General features: G+C 74.1%; 20 protein-coding genes. 16 read left to right on the top strand and 4 right to left on the bottom strand.

Annotated features, from left to right (window positions below):
• The first annotated feature begins 29 nt into the window (after positions 1 to 29).
• The 15 genes from ABGB11_RS36595 (at position 30) to ABGB11_RS36525 (ending at position 10,722) form a co-directional block, all read left to right on the top strand.
• Complete coding sequence (locus ABGB11_RS36595) at positions 30 to 959, top strand: MEDS domain-containing protein (protein WP_347640077.1); 930 nt, start codon at positions 30 to 32, stop codon at positions 957 to 959.
• A gap of 34 nt (positions 960 to 993) precedes the next feature.
• Positions 994 to 1,866: an MEDS domain-containing protein gene (locus tag ABGB11_RS36590; RefSeq protein ID WP_347640076.1), complete on the top strand. Its 873-nt coding sequence runs from the start codon at positions 994 to 996 to the stop codon at positions 1,864 to 1,866.
• Positions 1,863 to 2,861: a sensor histidine kinase gene (locus ABGB11_RS36585; protein WP_347640075.1), complete on the top strand. Its 999-nt coding sequence runs from the start codon at positions 1,863 to 1,865 to the stop codon at positions 2,859 to 2,861. The genes ABGB11_RS36590 and ABGB11_RS36585 overlap by 4 nt, the downstream gene beginning before the upstream one ends.
• A gap of 73 nt (positions 2,862 to 2,934) precedes the next feature.
• On the top strand, positions 2,935 to 3,354 hold the full coding sequence (locus ABGB11_RS36580) for a M67 family metallopeptidase (protein WP_347640074.1): 420 nt from the start codon (positions 2,935 to 2,937) through the stop codon (positions 3,352 to 3,354).
• Positions 3,354 to 3,521, top strand: a complete 168-nt coding sequence (locus ABGB11_RS36575) for a hypothetical protein (RefSeq protein ID WP_347640073.1) — start codon at positions 3,354 to 3,356, stop codon at positions 3,519 to 3,521. The genes ABGB11_RS36580 and ABGB11_RS36575 overlap by 1 nt, the downstream gene beginning before the upstream one ends.
• Before the next feature lie 93 nt (positions 3,522 to 3,614).
• The gene (locus tag ABGB11_RS36570) at positions 3,615 to 3,887 is read left to right on the top strand and encodes a MoaD/ThiS family protein (protein ID WP_347640072.1); all 273 of its coding nucleotides are present in this window, start codon (positions 3,615 to 3,617) and stop codon (positions 3,885 to 3,887) included.
• Positions 3,888 to 3,898: 11 nt separating this feature from the next.
• Complete coding sequence (locus ABGB11_RS36565; RefSeq protein WP_347640071.1) at positions 3,899 to 4,846, top strand: cysteine synthase; 948 nt, start codon at positions 3,899 to 3,901, stop codon at positions 4,844 to 4,846.
• A gap of 138 nt (positions 4,847 to 4,984) precedes the next feature.
• Positions 4,985 to 5,779 carry a thioesterase family protein gene (locus ABGB11_RS36560; protein WP_347640070.1) on the top strand — a complete coding sequence of 265 codons (795 nt, stop codon included), beginning with the start codon at positions 4,985 to 4,987 and terminating at the stop codon, positions 5,777 to 5,779.
• Between the two features lie 258 nt (positions 5,780 to 6,037).
• The gene (murI, locus tag ABGB11_RS36555) at positions 6,038 to 6,877 is read left to right on the top strand and encodes a glutamate racemase (RefSeq protein ID WP_347640069.1); all 840 of its coding nucleotides are present in this window, start codon (positions 6,038 to 6,040) and stop codon (positions 6,875 to 6,877) included.
• A 38-nt stretch (positions 6,878 to 6,915) separates the two neighbouring features.
• The gene (locus ABGB11_RS36550) at positions 6,916 to 7,665 is read left to right on the top strand and encodes an MBL fold metallo-hydrolase (protein ID WP_347640068.1); all 750 of its coding nucleotides are present in this window, start codon (positions 6,916 to 6,918) and stop codon (positions 7,663 to 7,665) included.
• A 20-nt stretch (positions 7,666 to 7,685) separates the two neighbouring features.
• Positions 7,686 to 8,405: a ribonuclease PH gene (rph, locus tag ABGB11_RS36545; protein ID WP_347640067.1), complete on the top strand. Its 720-nt coding sequence runs from the start codon at positions 7,686 to 7,688 to the stop codon at positions 8,403 to 8,405.
• Positions 8,402 to 9,016 (top strand): RdgB/HAM1 family non-canonical purine NTP pyrophosphatase, encoded by a 615-nt coding sequence (rdgB, locus tag ABGB11_RS36540; RefSeq protein ID WP_347640066.1) that lies wholly within the window; start codon positions 8,402 to 8,404, stop codon positions 9,014 to 9,016. The genes rph and rdgB overlap by 4 nt, the downstream gene beginning before the upstream one ends.
• Positions 9,017 to 9,126: 110 nt before the next feature.
• Complete coding sequence (locus ABGB11_RS36535) at positions 9,127 to 9,708, top strand: hypothetical protein (protein WP_347640065.1); 582 nt, start codon at positions 9,127 to 9,129, stop codon at positions 9,706 to 9,708.
• A gap of 16 nt (positions 9,709 to 9,724) precedes the next feature.
• Positions 9,725 to 10,240 carry a SigE family RNA polymerase sigma factor gene (locus ABGB11_RS36530; RefSeq protein WP_347640064.1) on the top strand — a complete coding sequence of 172 codons (516 nt, stop codon included), beginning with the start codon at positions 9,725 to 9,727 and terminating at the stop codon, positions 10,238 to 10,240.
• On the top strand, positions 10,237 to 10,722 hold the full coding sequence (locus ABGB11_RS36525; RefSeq protein ID WP_347640063.1) for a hypothetical protein: 486 nt from the start codon (positions 10,237 to 10,239) through the stop codon (positions 10,720 to 10,722). Before ABGB11_RS36530 ends, ABGB11_RS36525 begins: the two co-directional genes overlap by 4 nt.
• On the opposite strand, the gene ABGB11_RS36520 is transcribed toward ABGB11_RS36525, so the two are convergent.
• The 4 genes from ABGB11_RS36520 to ABGB11_RS36505 all read right to left on the bottom strand — a co-directional run bounded on the left by ABGB11_RS36520 (position 10,700) and on the right by ABGB11_RS36505 (position 14,391).
• Complete coding sequence (locus ABGB11_RS36520) at positions 10,700 to 11,623, bottom strand: sensor histidine kinase (RefSeq protein ID WP_347640062.1); 924 nt, start codon at positions 11,621 to 11,623, stop codon at positions 10,700 to 10,702. The two genes, ABGB11_RS36525 and ABGB11_RS36520, sit on opposite strands and share 23 nt — an antisense overlap.
• A complete protein-coding gene (locus tag ABGB11_RS36515) occupies positions 11,623 to 12,531 on the bottom strand; it encodes an MEDS domain-containing protein (RefSeq protein WP_347640061.1) in 909 nt (302 codons plus the stop codon). Before ABGB11_RS36515 ends, ABGB11_RS36520 begins: the two co-directional genes overlap by 1 nt.
• 80 nt (positions 12,532 to 12,611) lie before the next feature.
• Positions 12,612 to 13,622 (bottom strand): sensor histidine kinase, encoded by a 1,011-nt coding sequence (locus ABGB11_RS36510; protein WP_347640060.1) that lies wholly within the window; start codon positions 13,620 to 13,622, stop codon positions 12,612 to 12,614.
• A 133-nt stretch (positions 13,623 to 13,755) separates the two neighbouring features.
• Positions 13,756 to 14,391, bottom strand: a complete 636-nt coding sequence (locus ABGB11_RS36505; RefSeq protein WP_347640059.1) for a TetR family transcriptional regulator — start codon at positions 14,389 to 14,391, stop codon at positions 13,756 to 13,758.
• Positions 14,392 to 14,470: 79 nt separating this feature from the next.
• Here ABGB11_RS36505 and ABGB11_RS36500 point away from each other — a divergent pair, with 79 nt between their 5' ends.
• Positions 14,471 to 16,042, top strand: a complete 1,572-nt coding sequence (locus tag ABGB11_RS36500) for an MFS transporter (RefSeq protein WP_347640058.1) — start codon at positions 14,471 to 14,473, stop codon at positions 16,040 to 16,042.
• Positions 16,043 to 16,044 lie beyond the last annotated feature (2 nt).

Here is a 16,044-nt window from a genome sequence, read left to right as displayed (position 1 = left end):
CGCGGGCCGCGGACTACTCGGAGGCGTCCATGTCGGCAGTGGGGACCGGTACCAAGCCGGTCGGCGCGATGGAGCTCGGGGACCATCTGGCCCTCATCTTCGACAACGACGAGGAACGGCGGTCGATCATGGCCGCGTACGCCCGCGACGGGGTCGCCGCGGGGCACAAGGTCATCTACATCTCGGACGGCGTCCGCGCGGGCGACGTCCTCGGCTGGCTGCTCGCCGAGCACGAGACCACGGGCCCGGCCCGCCACGGCGCCCCGGAGGGCGCGGCGGTCGACCTCGCCGCGGCCATGGAGGACGGGCACTTCGTCGTCCGGACGGCCGAGGAGACGTTCCTGGCGAGCGGCCGGTTCGACCCGTCCGAGAGCCTCCAGCTGATGGCGACCGAGATCGACATCGCGCTCGTCCAGGGGTACTCGGGCGTGCGGATCGCGGGGGAGGCGCGGTTCTCGCTGCGCCGCTGGCCCGGCACCCACCAGCACGGCGACTTCGAGCGGATGCTGGACGAGGTCTTCATGACGACCGACCTGAAGGCGATGGCGATCTGCCAGTTCGACCGGCGGTGGTTCGAGGGGGGCCGGCTCGCGGACGTGGAGGCCGCCCACATGGGGCGCGTGCGCGCCAACGACTACTACGACGACGGGACGCTGCAGATCAGTCCCCTGTTCAGCCCGCCCGGGGCGCGGGTCTCGGGCGTCATTGACGCGGCGACCCGCCCCGCCGCCGCGTCCGTGCTGGAGTCGATCAAGACCCGGACCGGCCTGCTCTGCCTCGACCTGGAGGGCCTGGAGGCCTGCGACCCGGACGGCCTGCGGATGCTGACCGGGGCCGACCGTCCCGCACGCGACCGGGGCCTGCTGCTGCGCGGCGTGCCCGCCGAGGTGCACGCCGGGCTCCGCGCCGAGGGCCTGGACGGGGCCCCCGGCGTCTCGATCGAACGCGCCGCCGGCTGAGCCACGCGGGGCCTTCGGCGACCGAGGAGGAGGCATGGGATCCGGGCAGGTCCGCGACGCCGACGCCGGCGACGACATCGAGGCGCGGGCGGTCGGCGACATGTGGTTCGGCGACCACCTGTGCCTCGCGTACGTCAACGACGAGGAGCGCCGGGCCGTGCTGGCGACGTTCCTCGACGACGGGCTGCGGGCCGGCCACGATCTCGTCTACCTGGTGGACGGCGATCCGGCCGAGGCCGCCGCCGCGCGGCTCCGGGACCGGCTCCGCGACCGGTTCGGGGCGGCGCTCAGCGACGGCCGCCTGACCGTCCTGCCGACCGCCGGGACCGACCTCGGCGCCGTGCTCGACGAGGCGCTGGCGCGGGGCCGCACGGGCGTGCGGGTCACCGCGCAGGCGTGCCCGTCGCTGCGCGGCTGGCCGGGGACGGAGCGGTTCGCCGCCTTCGAGGACGCCGTCCACCGCGCCGTAGGCCGGGCCGGGCGCGCGATGGCGCTGTGCCAGTTCGACCGGCGCTGGTTCGACGGCGGCCACCTGCGCGAGATCGAGGCGCGGCACGGCGGGCGGGTGCGGGCCGACGCCGTGCACGACGACGGGGTGCTGACGATCGTGCCGCTGTTCGCGCCGCCCGGCCTCCGGCTGTCCGGCGCGATCGACGAGTCGACGCTGCCCGCGCTGGTGGGGGCGCTGCGCGACGTCGGCGGCGGCGCCGCGCACGTGTGCCTCGACCTGTCCCGGCTCGAGTTCTGCGACCTGGACGGGCTGCGCACCCTGATCCGCGCCAACGAGATGAGCAGCGTCCTGGACCGGCAGGTGATCCTGCGGTCGATGCCGGGCTGCATGGAGCTGATGATGCGGGCCGCGGGCTGGGACACCGCGCCCGGCATCGTTTTGGAGAGCGCGCCGTGAACGGATCGCCGGGAGCCCTCGGAGGCGGTCCCGCCGTGGCCGGCCCGCGCGGGCCGGAGGCAGGCCGGGACCTGTTCGCGCACCGGGCCCTGCTGTACGGGTCGCGGCAGGACTTCCTGCTGTCGGCCGTTCCGTTCCTGCGGGACGGGCTGCGCGCGGACGAGGCGGTCGTCGCCGTCGTGGCGCCGCCGGTGTCCGGCGAGCTCCGCGGGCAGCTCGGCCCGAAGACCGTCGCGGGCATCGAGTTCATCGACGCGGCGGAGTGGTTTGGCGGCCCGGTGCAGGCGCTGGCGGCCTGCCACGACCGGGCGCGCGCCGACTGGTGGCCCCGCGGGCGGCTGCGGCTGCTCGCCGAGCCCGTCTGGGCCGGCCTGACCCCGCTGGAGACACGGGAGTGGAAGCGGCACGAGTGCCTGCTGAACGTGGTGTTCGCCGGCACCCCCTCGACGATCGTGTGCGCGTACGACACGGCGGGACTGCCCGGGCACGTCCTGGAGGGCGCGGCCCGCACCCACCCCGAGCTGACCGGCCCGGAAGGGACGGCCGTGAGCAGGCGCTTCACCGATCCGGCCGAGTACTACGCCGAATGCAACGCCGGCCCGCTGCCGCCGCCCCCGTCGGCGGCGGCGCGCCGGACGTTCGCGGCGGGCGGCCTGCCGGCGCTGCGCGACTTCCTGACCGCCGAGGCCGCCCGGCACGGCCTGCCCGGCGACCGGACGCTCCCGTTCGTCCTCGCGGTGAACGAGGTCGCGACCGGCATCGTCCGCGACGGCGGCGGCCGCGGGTCGCTGATGGTGTGGGCGGAGGACGGCGAGCTGGTGTGCGACGTCGCCGACCCGGGGCGGATGCTCGCCGACCGGTTCCTCGGGCACGTGCCGCCGGACGCGCACGGGGGCGACGCCGCGATGTGGGCCGTCCGGCGGCTGTGCCACATCGTCGAGATCCGGTCGGGCGCGCGGGGCACCAGGATCAGGCTGCGCGTCCGGCTCGGCTGAGGCCCCGCGTGCGGGGCGGGCGCAGGGGGCGGGCGCCGCCGGGCGCGGGAGGGCCGCCGGGTAGCCTTCGGGCATGCTGACGATCGAGCGCGCCCTGGTGGAGCAGATCATCGCGCATGCGCGCGCCGACCACCCCGACGAGGCCTGCGGCATCATCGCCGGCCCGATCGGCTCGGACCGTCCCGTCCGGTTCGTCGCCATGGTCAACGCCGAGCGGTCCCCGACCTTCTACCGGTTCGACTCGCAGGAGCAGCTGAAGGTGTGGCGGGAGATGGACGACCGGGACGAGGAGCCGGTGGTGATCTACCACTCCCACACCGCCACCGAGGCGTACCCGTCCCGCACGGACATCTCCTACGCGTCCGAGCCCAACGCGCACTACGTGCTCGTGTCGACGCGCGAGCAGGACGAGACCGAGTTCCGGTCGTTCCGGATCGTGGACGGCGAGGTGACCGAGGAAGAGGTCTCTGTCGTGGAGGTCTACGCGGGCTGATGGCGGCGGGAAGCGGCGAGGCGGCGGCCGGTAAACTGGACACCATGGGGACGAGCGGGCATGGGACGCGCGGCGTGCGGCGCCGCGCCGGGTCCGCCGCCGTGCCTCCCGTGCAGAGCTTCCTGTTCGGGCACTCGCGCGCCGAAGTCGTCTACGACTGTCGCTGACGCGCTGATCACGCCTGGAATCATCCCGCCGCCCGCCCGGTTGTGACGCAGAGGGCGGGCAAGCCCCGTACGACGTAGAAGGAGATCACCGCGATGGCGATCGAGGTCCGGATCCCGACGATCCTGCGCAACCTCACCGGCGGCGAGAAGGCCGTCGAGGGCAAGGGCGACACGCTCGACGAGCTGTTCGCCGACCTGGACACCCGGCACGCCGGCCTGCGCGACCGGCTGGTGGACGACAAGGGCCTGCGCAAGTTCGTCAACGTGTACCTCAACGACGAGGACGTGCGCTTCCTCGGCGGGCTGGAGACGCAGGTCGCCGACGGCGACAGCGTCACCATCCTTCCGGCAGTGGCCGGCGGCTGAGCCGGGCCGGCATGCGTTTCGACTCACTGCTGGACTCCCTCGGCCGCACGCCGCTGGTCGGTCTGCCGCGGCTGTCGCCGAGCGAGGACGTCAGGCTCTGGGCCAAGCTGGAGGACCGCAACCCCACCGGTTCGGTGAAGGACCGCCCCGCCCTCTACATGATCGAGAAGGCGGAGAAGGAGGGGCTGCTCACGCCGGGCTGCACCATCCTGGAGCCGACGTCCGGTAACACGGGCATCTCGCTGGCCATGGCCGCCAAGCTGCGCGGCTACGAGATGGTGTGCGTGATGCCCGAGAACACCTCGGCCGAGCGTCGCCAGCTCCTGGAGATGTGGGGCGCCCGGATCATCTCCTCGCCGGCGGCGGGCGGCTCGAACGAGGCCGTCCGGGTGGCGAAGGGGCTGGCGGAGGAGAACCCCGAGTGGGTGATGCTCTACCAGTACGGCAACGAGGCCAACGCGCTCGCGCACTACGAGACGACCGGCCCGGAGATCCTCGCCGACCTGCCGACGATCACGCACTTCGTCGCCGGACTCGGCACCACCGGCACGCTGATGGGCGTCGGCCGGTACCTGCGCGAGCAGGTGCCGGACGTCAAGATCGTCGCGGCGGAGCCCCGGTACGGGGAGCTGGTGTACGGGCTGCGCAACATCGACGAGGGCTTCATCCCCGAGCTGTACGACGAGTCGGTGCTGACCACCCGGTTCTCGGTCGCGTCGCGGGACGCGCTGCGCCGCACCCGCGAGCTGCTGGAGCTGGAGGGCGTCTTCGCGGGCATCTCGACGGGCGGCGCGCTGCACGCGGCGCTCGGGATGGCGGCCAAGGCGGTCAAGGCCGGCGAGCGGGCCGACATCGCGTTCGTCGTCGCCGACGGCGGCTGGAAGTACCTGTCCACCGGCGCGTACGGCGGCACCCTGGAGGAGGCGGAGGCCCGCCTCGAAGGCCAGCTCTGGGCCTGACCCGTTCCGGGACGCGGCCCGCCCGGCCCCGCCCGAACCGGACCCGGCACGTTCCGGTGCACGTCCGGCACTGTAGAGTGCCTAGTCGAACGTGATTCTAGAACGTGCCGGTGCCGGGGTGGCGCGCAGGGAGGGACGATGAGCGGATTCGGTGAGGCGACCGCGGTCGAGCGGGTCGGCGACGGCCGGTACGAGATCGTCCTGGACGCGGGCTACGGCATCAACGGCGCGCTCAACGGCGGCTACCTGATGGCGGTCCTCGCCCGCGCCGCCGTGGACGCCTCCCCGCACGAGCACCCCGTCTCGACCGCGGCCACCTTCCACCGCGTCGCCAGGGCGGGCCGCGCCCGGCTGGTCGTCGACACGCGCAAGGAGGGCCGCACGGCCGCCGCGTCGCTGGTCACGCTCCTCCAGGACGACCGTCCCGCCGTGGACGCGCTGATCACCACCGGCACCCTCGACCCGGCCACCGAGCCCGACTACGCCGCCGGGCCCCTGGCCACGATGCCGCCGCTGGAGGAGTGCACCGACGTGCGGCCCCCCACCGGCGCCGGCGACTTCGCCGACCAGGTCGACATGCGCTTCGACCGGACGACGATGGGCTGGCTCGACGGGCAGCCGCTCGGGCGCCCGGAGGTCCGCGGCTGGTTCCGGCACCGCTGCGGCCACACCTTCGACGCCTACTCCCTCGCGCTGGCCGTGGACGCGCTGCCGCCGGTCGCGCTGAACCTCGGCGCGCAGGGCTGGGCGCCGACCGTCGAGCTGACCTGGCACATGCGGGCCGTCCCGGCGCCGGGCTGGCTCGCCGTGCTCGGCACCGGGCGGCTGCTCGCCGGCGGCTGGTTCGACGAGGAGGTCGAGGTGTGGGACACCGCCGGCCGCCTCGTCGCGCAGAGCCGCCAGATCGCCCGCGCCCCGCGCTCCAGCGCCTGATCCGAGCGGCCGATCCCGGCACCGGAGTCCGCCCGCGCCTGAGCCCGGCGCCTGAGCCCGGCGGCTGAGTCCGCCCGCCCCTCAGCCGGCGTGCCTTGAGCCCGGCGCGCCGAGCGGCGGAAAGCACGGCGTTTCGCGGCGCGCGACGACTGGATCACGCGTCCGCGGCGTGAGCTGGACGGTTTTCCGGCGTGTGACGGTGTGATGTCCAACGCATGACGCACCTGCGCGGGGCCCTGTCGCTTAGCCTTGGGCACCATGTCAGATCCATCCCGGGCGGACGGCCACCAGGACGCGCCCATCGGGATCTTCGACAGCGGGTTCGGGGGCCTCACGGTGGCCCGCGCCGTCCTCGACCAGCTGCCGAACGAGCCGATCGTCTACCTGGGCGACTCCGCCCGCCAGCCGTACGGTCCGCGGCCGATCGCGGAGGTCCGGGCCTACGCCCTGGAGATGCTCGACGAGCTCGTCGACGAGGGCGTGAAGATGCTGGTCATCGCCTGCAACAGCGCCAGCTCGGCGATGCTGCGCGACGCCCGGGAACGCTACGACGTCCCGGTCGTGGAGGTCATCAACCCGGCGACCCGGCGCGCGGCCCGCGCCACGTCCAACGGGCGGGTCGGGCTGATCGCGACCCAGGCCACCGTGACCAGCCGCGCCTACGAGGACGCGTTCGCCGCCGCGCCGCACATCGAGCTCGTCAGCGCCGCCTGCCCCCGCTTCGTCGAGTTCGTCGAGGCGGGCGTGACGATGGGCGGCGAGCTGCTCGAGGCCGCCCGGGGGTATCTGCGTCCGATTATGGACGCCGGGTGCGACACCCTCATTCTCGGCTGCACCCATTACCCGCTTCTGACCGGCGTTATCTCGTATGTCGTCGGAGACGGCGTCACACTGGTGTCAAGCGCCGATGAGACCGCCAAGGACGTGTATCGGGTTCTGCACGATCGGGGGCTGGCCCGCGCCGAGGGGACGCCCCGGCCACGGCACCGGTTCCGCGCCACCGGGGACCCCGACGTGTTCGCCGAGCTCGGCCGCCGGTTCCTCGGGCCCGAGATCGGCGCGGTGGAGACGACGTTGAGCAATGCTCTTACTACTTGACCACCTGATTCCTCGGGGACACAAGAGGAGGAGTGAGCGTGCGGGTCACTGTGATCGGCTGCTCCGGCAGTTTCCCGGGGCCGGACAGCCCCGCGTCCAGCTACCTGATCGAGGCGGGCGGCTACGCGCTGGTGCTCGACCTCGGGAACGGGGCGCTCGGGTCGCTGCAGCGGTTCCGCTCGCTGTACGAGATCGACGCCGTCTGCATCTCGCACCTGCACGCCGACCACTGCCTGGACCTGTGTGGGTACTGGGTGGCGCGCACCTACCGGCCCGGCGGCCCGGTGCCCCGCATCCCCGTGTACGGCCCCGCGGACACCGCCGCCCGCATGGCCCGCGCCTACGACCTCGAACCGGACCCCGGCATGTCGGGGACGTTCGAGTTCCGCACGCTGCGCCGCGGCCCCTACGAGATCGGACCGTTCCGGGTCACGACGGCGCTGATGCCGCACCCGGTCGAGGCGTACGCGTTCCGCATCGAGCACGGCGGCAGGACGCTCGCCTACTCGGGCGACACCGGCGCGTCGGAGGCCCTGGTCGAGCTGGCGTCCGGCGCCGACCTGTTCCTCTGCGAGGCGTCCTTCCTGGACGGGCCGGGCCTGCCGTCCGAGCTGCACCTGACCGCCAGGGAGGCCGCCGAGCACGCCGCCCGCGCGGGCGTGGGGCGGCTCGTCCTCACCCACCTCGTGCCGTGGAACGACCCGGACATGTCCCTCAAGGAGGCCAGGGCGGGCTCCTACGACGGCCCCATCGAGCTGGCCAGGGTGGGCGCCCGTTACACCCTGTGAGTCCCGCTAGGGTTGGGCGCATGGCCCGTCCCGATGATCGCGCGAACGACCAGCTCCGTCCCGTCCGCATCCAGCGCGGGTGGCTCGACCACGCGGAGGGGTCGGTGCTCGTCGAGTTCGGCGCCACCCGGGTGCTGTGCGCCGCGTCCGTGCAGGAGTCGGTGCCCCGCTGGCGGCGCGACAGCGGCCTCGGCTGGGTCACCGCCGAGTACGCGATGCTGCCGCGCGCCACCAACACCCGCAACGACCGGGAGTCGGTGAAGGGGCGGATCGGCGGGCGCACCCACGAGATCTCCCGGCTGATCGGCCGGTCGATCCGGGCCTGCCTGGACCTCAAGGCGCTCGGCGAGAACACCGTCCAGCTCGACTGCGACGTCCTGCAGGCCGACGGCGGCACCCGCACCGCCGCGATCACCGGCGCGTACGTGGCGCTGGCCGACGCGGTGGGCTGGATGCGCGAGCGGCGGCTGCTCAGGGGCGACCCGCTCATCACCTCGGTGTCGGCGGTCAGCGTCGGCGTCGTGGACGGCGAGCCCCGCCTCGACCTGTGCTACGAGGAGGACTCCGCCGCCGGGACGGACATGAACGTCGTCTGCACCGGCGACGGCCGGTTCGTGGAGGTGCAGGGCACCGCCGAGGGCACCCCGTTCGACCGGTCCGAGCTGGACGCGCTGCTCGACCTCGCCGCGGGCGGCTGCGCGGAGCTGACCCGGCTCCAGGCCGAGGCGCTCGGCCGATGACGCGGATCGTGCTGGCGACCCGCAACCGCGGCAAGGTCGCCGAGCTGCGCCGGATCCTCGACGGGCTGGACGTGGTGGGCCTGGAGGAGTTCCCCGGCGCCCCCGACGTGCCCGAGACCGAGCCGACCTTCGAGGGCAACGCGCTGCTGAAGGCCCGCGCGGTCGCCGCGTTCACCGGTCTGCCCTCGGTCGCCGACGACTCCGGCCTGTGCGTGGACGCGCTGAACGGCATGCCCGGCGTGCTGTCCGCCCGCTGGTCGGGGCGGTTCGGCGAGGGCGACCGGGACGCCGCCAACCTGTGGCTCGTCCTCGACCAGGTCGCCGACGTGCCCGACGAGCGGCGCGGCGCCGCCTTCCTGTGCGTGGCCGCGCTCGTCGTCCCCGGCGGCGCCGAGCACTGCGTGGAGGGGCGGATCCGCGGCACGCTGATCCGGGAGCCGCGCGGCACCGGCGGCTTCGGCTACGACCCGGTCTTCGTCCCGGACGGCGCGACCCGCACGACCGCCGAGATGACCGCCGAGGAGAAGGACGCGATCAGCCATCGCGGGCGCGCCTTCCGCGGCCTGGCCGAGATCCTCCCCGGCGCCCTGGACGCAGCCGGGCTCCGCTGAGGCGGGAACTGGGCGGGAAACAGGGCGGGAAAAACGGGCGGGCATGACAACCGGGACGCCCGCCGCGGGGGTTATCGGGGGTGTAGGGAAACCCTCCCCCGAGGAGCAACATGATCGACAAGGGCCTTGTCCGCCGCGGGCCGGTGCTCGCGCTCGCCGCGCTCGGCGGGGCGGGCGTCCTCGCCGCCGGGATCTGGCTGGCGGCCGGGCCGGACGACCCGGTGACCACGCGGCCGGTGGCGGCGAAGAACGCGGTGACGTACCCCGCCGGGCAGCGGGCGACGCCGTCCCCGACACCGTCCCCGACCGCGCCCCCGACGGCGGCCCCGACCGTGACGCCGTCCCCGACCGCGACGCCGACCTGCGTACCCGCGCGCCCCACGCCCCGTCCGGTGCCGCCCGAGCCGACGGTACGGCCCTCGCGCCCGCCGAAGGCCGCGAAGCCCGCCTCCCCGGTGCCCAGCACGTCCGCCACCCCGGTGCCCGCGAAACCCGCGCCCGCCTCGCCGAGGCCCGCGAAACCAGCGCCCACCGCTCCGAAGCCCGGAACCCCGGAGCCGGCGAGCCCGCCGCCGGGATGCGCGACGTATCCGACCGACGCCGCGCGTCCGCCGGCGGCGCCCGCACCGGTCCGGCCGGGGGACGAGCCCACGGTGGTGCCCGCGCCGCCCGGCGCCCCGTCGCCGAGGTAGGTGCGGTCTGTCCACGTTGAGCACCGAGGAGGAGGTCCGCGGGGCCGAGGGCTCGTTCGACGAGTTCGTCACCGCCACCGCGGGCCGCCTCCTGCGCACGGCCGTGTTCCTGGTCTACGACCGGCACCTCGCCGAGGACCTGCTGCAGGTCGCCTACGAGCGGGTGGTGCGGCGGTGGCGGCGGCTCGCGGACGGCAACCCGGAGGCGTACGCGCGCCGGGTGCTGGTCAACCTCGCGATCGACGAGAACAAGCGCCGGTCGCGGCGCCGCGACACCCCGGTCGGGTCGGTCGCCGACGTGGAGCGGCTCGCGGGCGCGCCCGCCGCGCCTGGGGCCGGCGCGGGCGACCTCGACGAGGTGCTGCGCGCGCTGCCCGCGAAGCAGCGGGCGGTCGTCGTCCTGCGCTACTGGTGCGACCTGAGCGAGCACGAGATCGCCGAGACGCTCGGGATCTCCCGGGGGACGGTGAAGAGCCACGCCGCGCGGGCCATGGCGGCGCTGCGGGAGCACATGACGGAGGGCCGGGCATGAACGACGAGCTCGACGCCCTGCTGCGCGACCACTACCGCGCGGCCGCGGACGAGATCCACGCGGACCCCGGGACCGTCCGCAGGTTTCAGGAGGCGGGGCGCGCGACCGCCCCGGCGTGGCGGGCCCGGCTGCGGCGCTGGGCGCTCCCGGGCGTGGCGGCGGCCGTCACCGCCGCCGTCCTGGTGGCGGTCGCGGTGCTGCTGTGGCCCGGCGCCGGACGGCCCGAGCCCGCGCGCCCGCTGACACCGCCCGAGACGTCGTCCTCGCCCGCGGACCCCCGGCGCACTCCCGAGCCGCCGCCGAGCGTCACGAGCGTGCCCACCCCGCTTCCGACGTCTCCGGGTCGGCCCGTCCTGCCCTCGCCGAGCGGACCGGGTGGATCGGGTGGACCGGCCTCACCGGCCTCACCGGGCGGCATAGAGCCGAGCGCGACCCCGGTGGTGCCTCCGCCCGCCGGCGTTACGAATGAACCAGGAGCCTGACGAACGTGCCGTCCCAGCCGGTGCGCAGTTCCATCAGGTCGACCAGGAGGCGGACGGTCCAGAGCCCGAAGCCGCGCTGGAGCGCCGAGTCGGGCGGGACGTAGCCGGTCAGCGGTCCGGGCGCGGGATGCCAGAAGCCGTGGTCGCCGACCTCGCAGATCAGGTCGGGGCCGTCCTGCCAGACCCAGAGGCCGATCGGGGGCGTGCCGTGCTGGAGCCCGTTGGCGGCGACCTCGTTAACGGCGGTGACGAGGTTCTGCGCCGCCTGTTTGGACAGGCCGTGCTTGTGGGCCCGCTCGCCGACGAACGACCGCAGGCCGTGCAGGTCGGCGCCGTCGATGGGCAGGTAGTCGGCGTCGGATGGCCGGTCGAGGCGGACGCGCCGGTCGCAGCCCGCCCCGAACACGACAGGGTCGACGTACTCGCTGTTGCCGCCGTCGTGCCCCCCGGTCACCAGCAGCGGATGGGTGCGCCGGGCCTCGTTGAGGATGCGCGCGGGCAGCGTCTCGGTGTCGTAGGGGCACAGCGCGCGCGCGTCCGTCTCCCCGAACACGACGTTGATGAGGGACTCGTAGCGGACCCATTCGAGCGCCTGCCGCTCGCTCCACCCGTCCCAGACCGGTTCGGCGAGGGCGCACACCGGGCGCGGGGCCTTCTCCCGCACCATGTTCTGGTAGTCGCGAAGCGTGCGGACGGGGTGCTCGTAAAAGACGGCGGAGTCGATGTAGTCGATCGCGCCGCCGTACGGGGCGAGCGTGTCGCGCAGGGCGGTCAGGTTCGGCTCGCGCGCCACCGCGACGACGGCCTGGTCCCGTTCGAGGCCGGCCTTCAGGTACGGGACGGTGACCGAGAGGAACTCGTCGGTGCCGCCGTACAGGAAGGCCCTGTGCTCCAGCGCCATCAGCAGAGGCCTCCCGTCTGCGGGATCCCTCGCCCGCGGGCGAGGCCGGGCAGCCGGTGCCAGCCGACCATCTCGATGACGTGCTCCACGTCCGGCGAAAGGTGGTCGAGGACCAGCGACGCGTCGGCGGGCAGCCGGGTGGCGTGCCGGGCCAGCAGGTGCAGCGCGCCGAGGTCGATGAAGCCCAGCCGCGAGAGGTCGAGGTGGACGCTGCCGCCGCCGTGCCGCACCTGCGACAGCTTCTCGGCGAACACCGAGTGCCGGGCGGCGTCCAGCTCCCCTTCGACGCGCAGCCCGTCCGGTTCGAATGTGCGCACTATCTTCAGGATCCCGTCATCGAATTCGGGGTTCACTTCCACGAGGACCTCGTGTGTGTCGCGAAGGGCGATGAGCTGGTCGGGAGGGCACGCGCGCCGGTCGATCTGGCAGATCGCCATCGCCATGGTGCTCGGCGAGACGGCGTCGCCGACCCGGTGCTCGCAGCCCAGCATCAACCTGAGGTCGGATGATCCGGGCCGGTCCAGCAGCCAGCTGTAGTCGGTGGTGAGCCGGACGGCGCGAAAGCCCTGGTCGAACGCCGCACCGACCTCGCGGCCGATGGTGTCGGCCATCTTGGCCGGTTCGAAGGCGCCGTTCCGGCCGAGGCACGCGTCCGGCCGTGTGATCACCCGCAGCTGGCCCGATCTCAGGTGCTCGTGCACGTCGACCCGGTGCGCGGTCCCGAGGCCCGGCAGCCGCTCGGGCGGCGTGTCGGTGACGCACACGACCTTCTCTCGGGTTCGCAGGCCCTCCTGGATGAAGGGCTCGATGATCCGGTCGCGCTCTTCCGGGCCACTGTAGGCCAGCCAGCCGTGGTCTCCCGGCCGGACGTCGCTCACAGGGCGCTTGGCGAACCAGGGTGTCTCCATGGCCTGCCCATCGGATGTAGTGCGGATTCGTTCAGAGTACGCCGGATGGTCGCATTTGGAAGCCCAACGCATGGAGTTCCTCACGCTCCGTCCATCCGGACGTGGTCAGGTGGGTTCGGCAGGGTGAGGCGGAGCCGGACCGCCGTGCCGTCGTCTCCCGTCCGGATCTGGACGACGGAGCACAGGAGACGTACCGCCCACAGCCCGAACCGGCCGCCGGACGCGGCGCCGCCCGGTGTCGGCGGGACGAGCCCGAACCCGGTGCCCGGCGCCCACCGTCCTTTGTCGGTCACCTCGCAGACCAGCGCGGGCGTCCCGTCCGGCTCGTCCGTCCACAGGCGCAGGACGATGGGTGCCGCGCCGTGCCGGAGCGCGTTGGTGACGATCTCGGTGACCGCGACCAGCAGCCGCTGCCGGTCCTCCTCGGGCAGCGGCGTCTGCCGCGCGCAGTCGGCGACGTAGGCGCGCAGCCAGTACAGGTCGGGGCGGTCGATGTCCAGCGTGGCGGCGTCGGCGGGCGGCGGGGGCAGCGGCTCGTCGTCGCACTGGCCGCAGAACGTCCACGGGTTCAGGAAGCCGGGGTTGGCGACGGCCCGCGGGCCCCGCACGGTCTCCGGGTGGGTCTTGCGCCCGGCCGCGACGACCGACGCCGGCAGCGAGGCCGCGTACGGGCACATGATCGCGGCCCCGGTGCCGCGGAACGCGATGTTCAGCACGGCCTCCGCGCGCTGCCATTCGACGACCTCCAGCGGCGGGCGCGTCGCCCACACCGGTTCGCCGAGCAGCCGGAGCCGGCGCCCCTGCCGCGCGGTGTCGCAGGCGTCGCTCAGGCAGTCCGACAGCGTCCGGGACGGGTGTTCGTACCAGGAGGCGGCCTCGGTGAACTCGACACCGCCCGCGGCCGGCCCGAGCGCGTCGCGTAACAGTGCCTCCCGGGCGGTCCCGCACACCGCGAGGACGCGGTCGCTCTGGTCGACGCCCGCGCGCAGGAACGGGACGGCGCCGGCGAGGAACTGCTCCAGCCCGTCGAAGGGCAGCAGAAGGTGGGTGAAGGTGTCGCTCGCGGCGGTGCCCGCCGGGAGTGTGGTCATGGTGTCACCGACTGCGCGTGGCGGACGGACCCGTCCAGCGTAGGACGGCTTTCCCCCGCCTGCCGAGACCTTCTTTTCACATACTGGGGCGGCCGCCGGCCGTCCCGACCGGAACCCGCACGGCGGTGCGTCCCTAACCGCCGCGACGGGCGGATCTCCGCGCCGGAGGGCGCCGCCGAGGGCGGAACAGGGCGGCACGGAGCCCCGGGGCGAGGTGCCGGATTAATTCATCACGCGGCATCGACGCGACGGGTTCCACGCCGATGATGTAGCGGACGAAGATCAGCCCGGCGAGCTGGGTGCCGAAGGCCGCGGCGCGCGCTTGGGCCTCCGGGCCGCCCGCGTACTCGGCGATGCGGCCGATGATCTCGCGCTCGATGAGGTCGCGGACCAGCCGGGTCAGCTCCGGGTCGTGCACCGCGTTGCGCACGAGGAACACGAGCGGGCCGCCCTTCTCGGGGTCGTCCCACACGGACAGCTGCGCCTCCAGGACGCGTTCGGGCAGCGTGGCCGGGTCGCCGGGCAGCGCGCCCGCGAGCACGTCGGGAGGGTTGGCGACCAGGCCCAGCACCGCGGCGAACAGCCCCCGCTTCGACCCGAAGAAATAGCTGATCAGCGCGGCGTCGACGCCGGCCTCGGCGGCGATGGACCGCATAGTGACCGCGGCGTACCCGTCGGCGAGGAAGCGGCGCCGGGCCACCGCGAGGATCGCCTCCCGGGTGTCGGGGCCGCCGCGGCGGCGGCCCCGGGACGCTCCGGATTTATTCATCACAGTTGAAATATAGCCGGGCCGGAGGCCAGGGTCGAGGAGACGCAGAGCACTGAAAGACCTACTCAGGAGGCTTCTCATGGCCACCGGCAAGGAAGGGCCGAGCACCGTCCATCGCGCGGTGCTGCCGGCCGTGATGCTGTCCCTCGCGACGGTCGTGTCGGCCGTGGCATCCCTCAACACCGCGGTGCCGTCCATTGCCCGCGACACCCACGCCGGGCTGACCGAACTCGCGTGGATCATCGACGCGTACGCGCTCGTGTTCGCCGCGCTGCTGCTGCTCGGCGGCGCCATCGGCGACCGGTACGGGCGCCGCCGCGCGCTCGCCGCCGGACTCGTCGTCTTCGGCGCGGGCTCGGCCGCCGCGGCGCTCGCGAGCGACCCGAACTGGCTGATCGCGATGCGCGGCGTCCTCGGCGTCGGCGCCGCCCTGGTGATGCCGGCGACGCTGTCGACGATCACCTCGACGTTCCCGGCCGAGCAGCGCACCCGCGCGGTCGGCGCCTGGGCCGGCGTCGCCGGCGCCAGCGGCATCTTCGGCCTGCTGGTGTCGGGGAGCCTGCTGGAGGCGTGGTCGTGGCGGTCGGTGTTCTGGATGAACGTCGTGCTCGCCGCCGTCGCGCTCGTCGCCACGCTCGCCGTCGTCCCCGAGTCGGCCGAGCCGGACGCGCCGCGCCTCGACCTGACCGGCGCCGTGATCACGGTCGCCGGGCTCGGCGCCGGCGTCTACTCGATCATCGAGGCGCCGGTGGAGGGCTGGGGCAGCCCGCGCACGCTGCTCGGCCTCGCCGCCGCGGTCGTCATCCTCGCCGGGTTCGTCCTGTGGGAGCTGAAGCGCCAGAACCCGCTGCTCGATCCGCGGCTGTTCCGCATCCGGGCGTTCTCCGCGGGCGCCCTCACGATCACCCTCCAGTTCTTCGCCTTCTTCGGCTTCGTCTTCATCGTCCTGCAGTACCTGCAGCTGGTGAAGGGCGACAGCGCGCTGGTGGGCGCGCTCAGCCTGCTGCCCATGGCGCTGACGATGATGCCGTTCGCCCGGGGCGTCGCGCCGCGGCTCGCCGGCCGGCTCGGCCCGCGCCGCGTCATCACCGCCGGCCTGCTCCTCGTCGCCCTCGCGATGCTGATCTTCTCCTTGCTGGACGAGGACAGCACCTACTGGCTGCTGCTCGCGGGACTCGTCCCGTTCGGCGCCGGCATGGGGCTCGCCATGACCCCGTCCACCGCATCCATCACCGACGCGCTGCCCGTGGAGAAGCAGGGCGTCGGCTCGGCGATGAACGACCTCGCCCGGGAGCTGGGCGGCGCGCTCGGCATCGCCGTCCTCGGCAGCATCCTGCAGTCCACGTACCGCGCGAATCTGAACGTGGACTCCCTGCCGGGTCCGGTCGCCGAGCAGGCCGAGTCGTCCCTGGCGGTCGCGCTGCGGATCGGACCGCAGGTCGCCGACCAGGCGCGGGCGGCCTTCGGCGACGGCGTCCAGTCGGCGTTCCTCACCGCGTCGATCGCGCTCGCCGTCACCGCGGTCATCGTCGCGGTGCTGTACCGCGCGCCCCGGCGCGAGGCCGCCGTTCCCGCCGCCGGGGCGGCCGGGCGGGGCGCCGCGCTCCCGGCCGGTGGACGACCCGCCGCGCCGTCCGGGAACAGCCGCTAAGC

The organism is Actinomadura sp. B10D3 (genome assembly GCF_039871695.1).
Classification (GTDB): domain Bacteria; phylum Actinomycetota; class Actinomycetes; order Streptosporangiales; family Streptosporangiaceae; genus Spirillospora; species Spirillospora madurae.
Note: the sequence above shows the minus strand (reverse complement) of the source record. Positions and strands in the feature narration are given on the sequence as shown.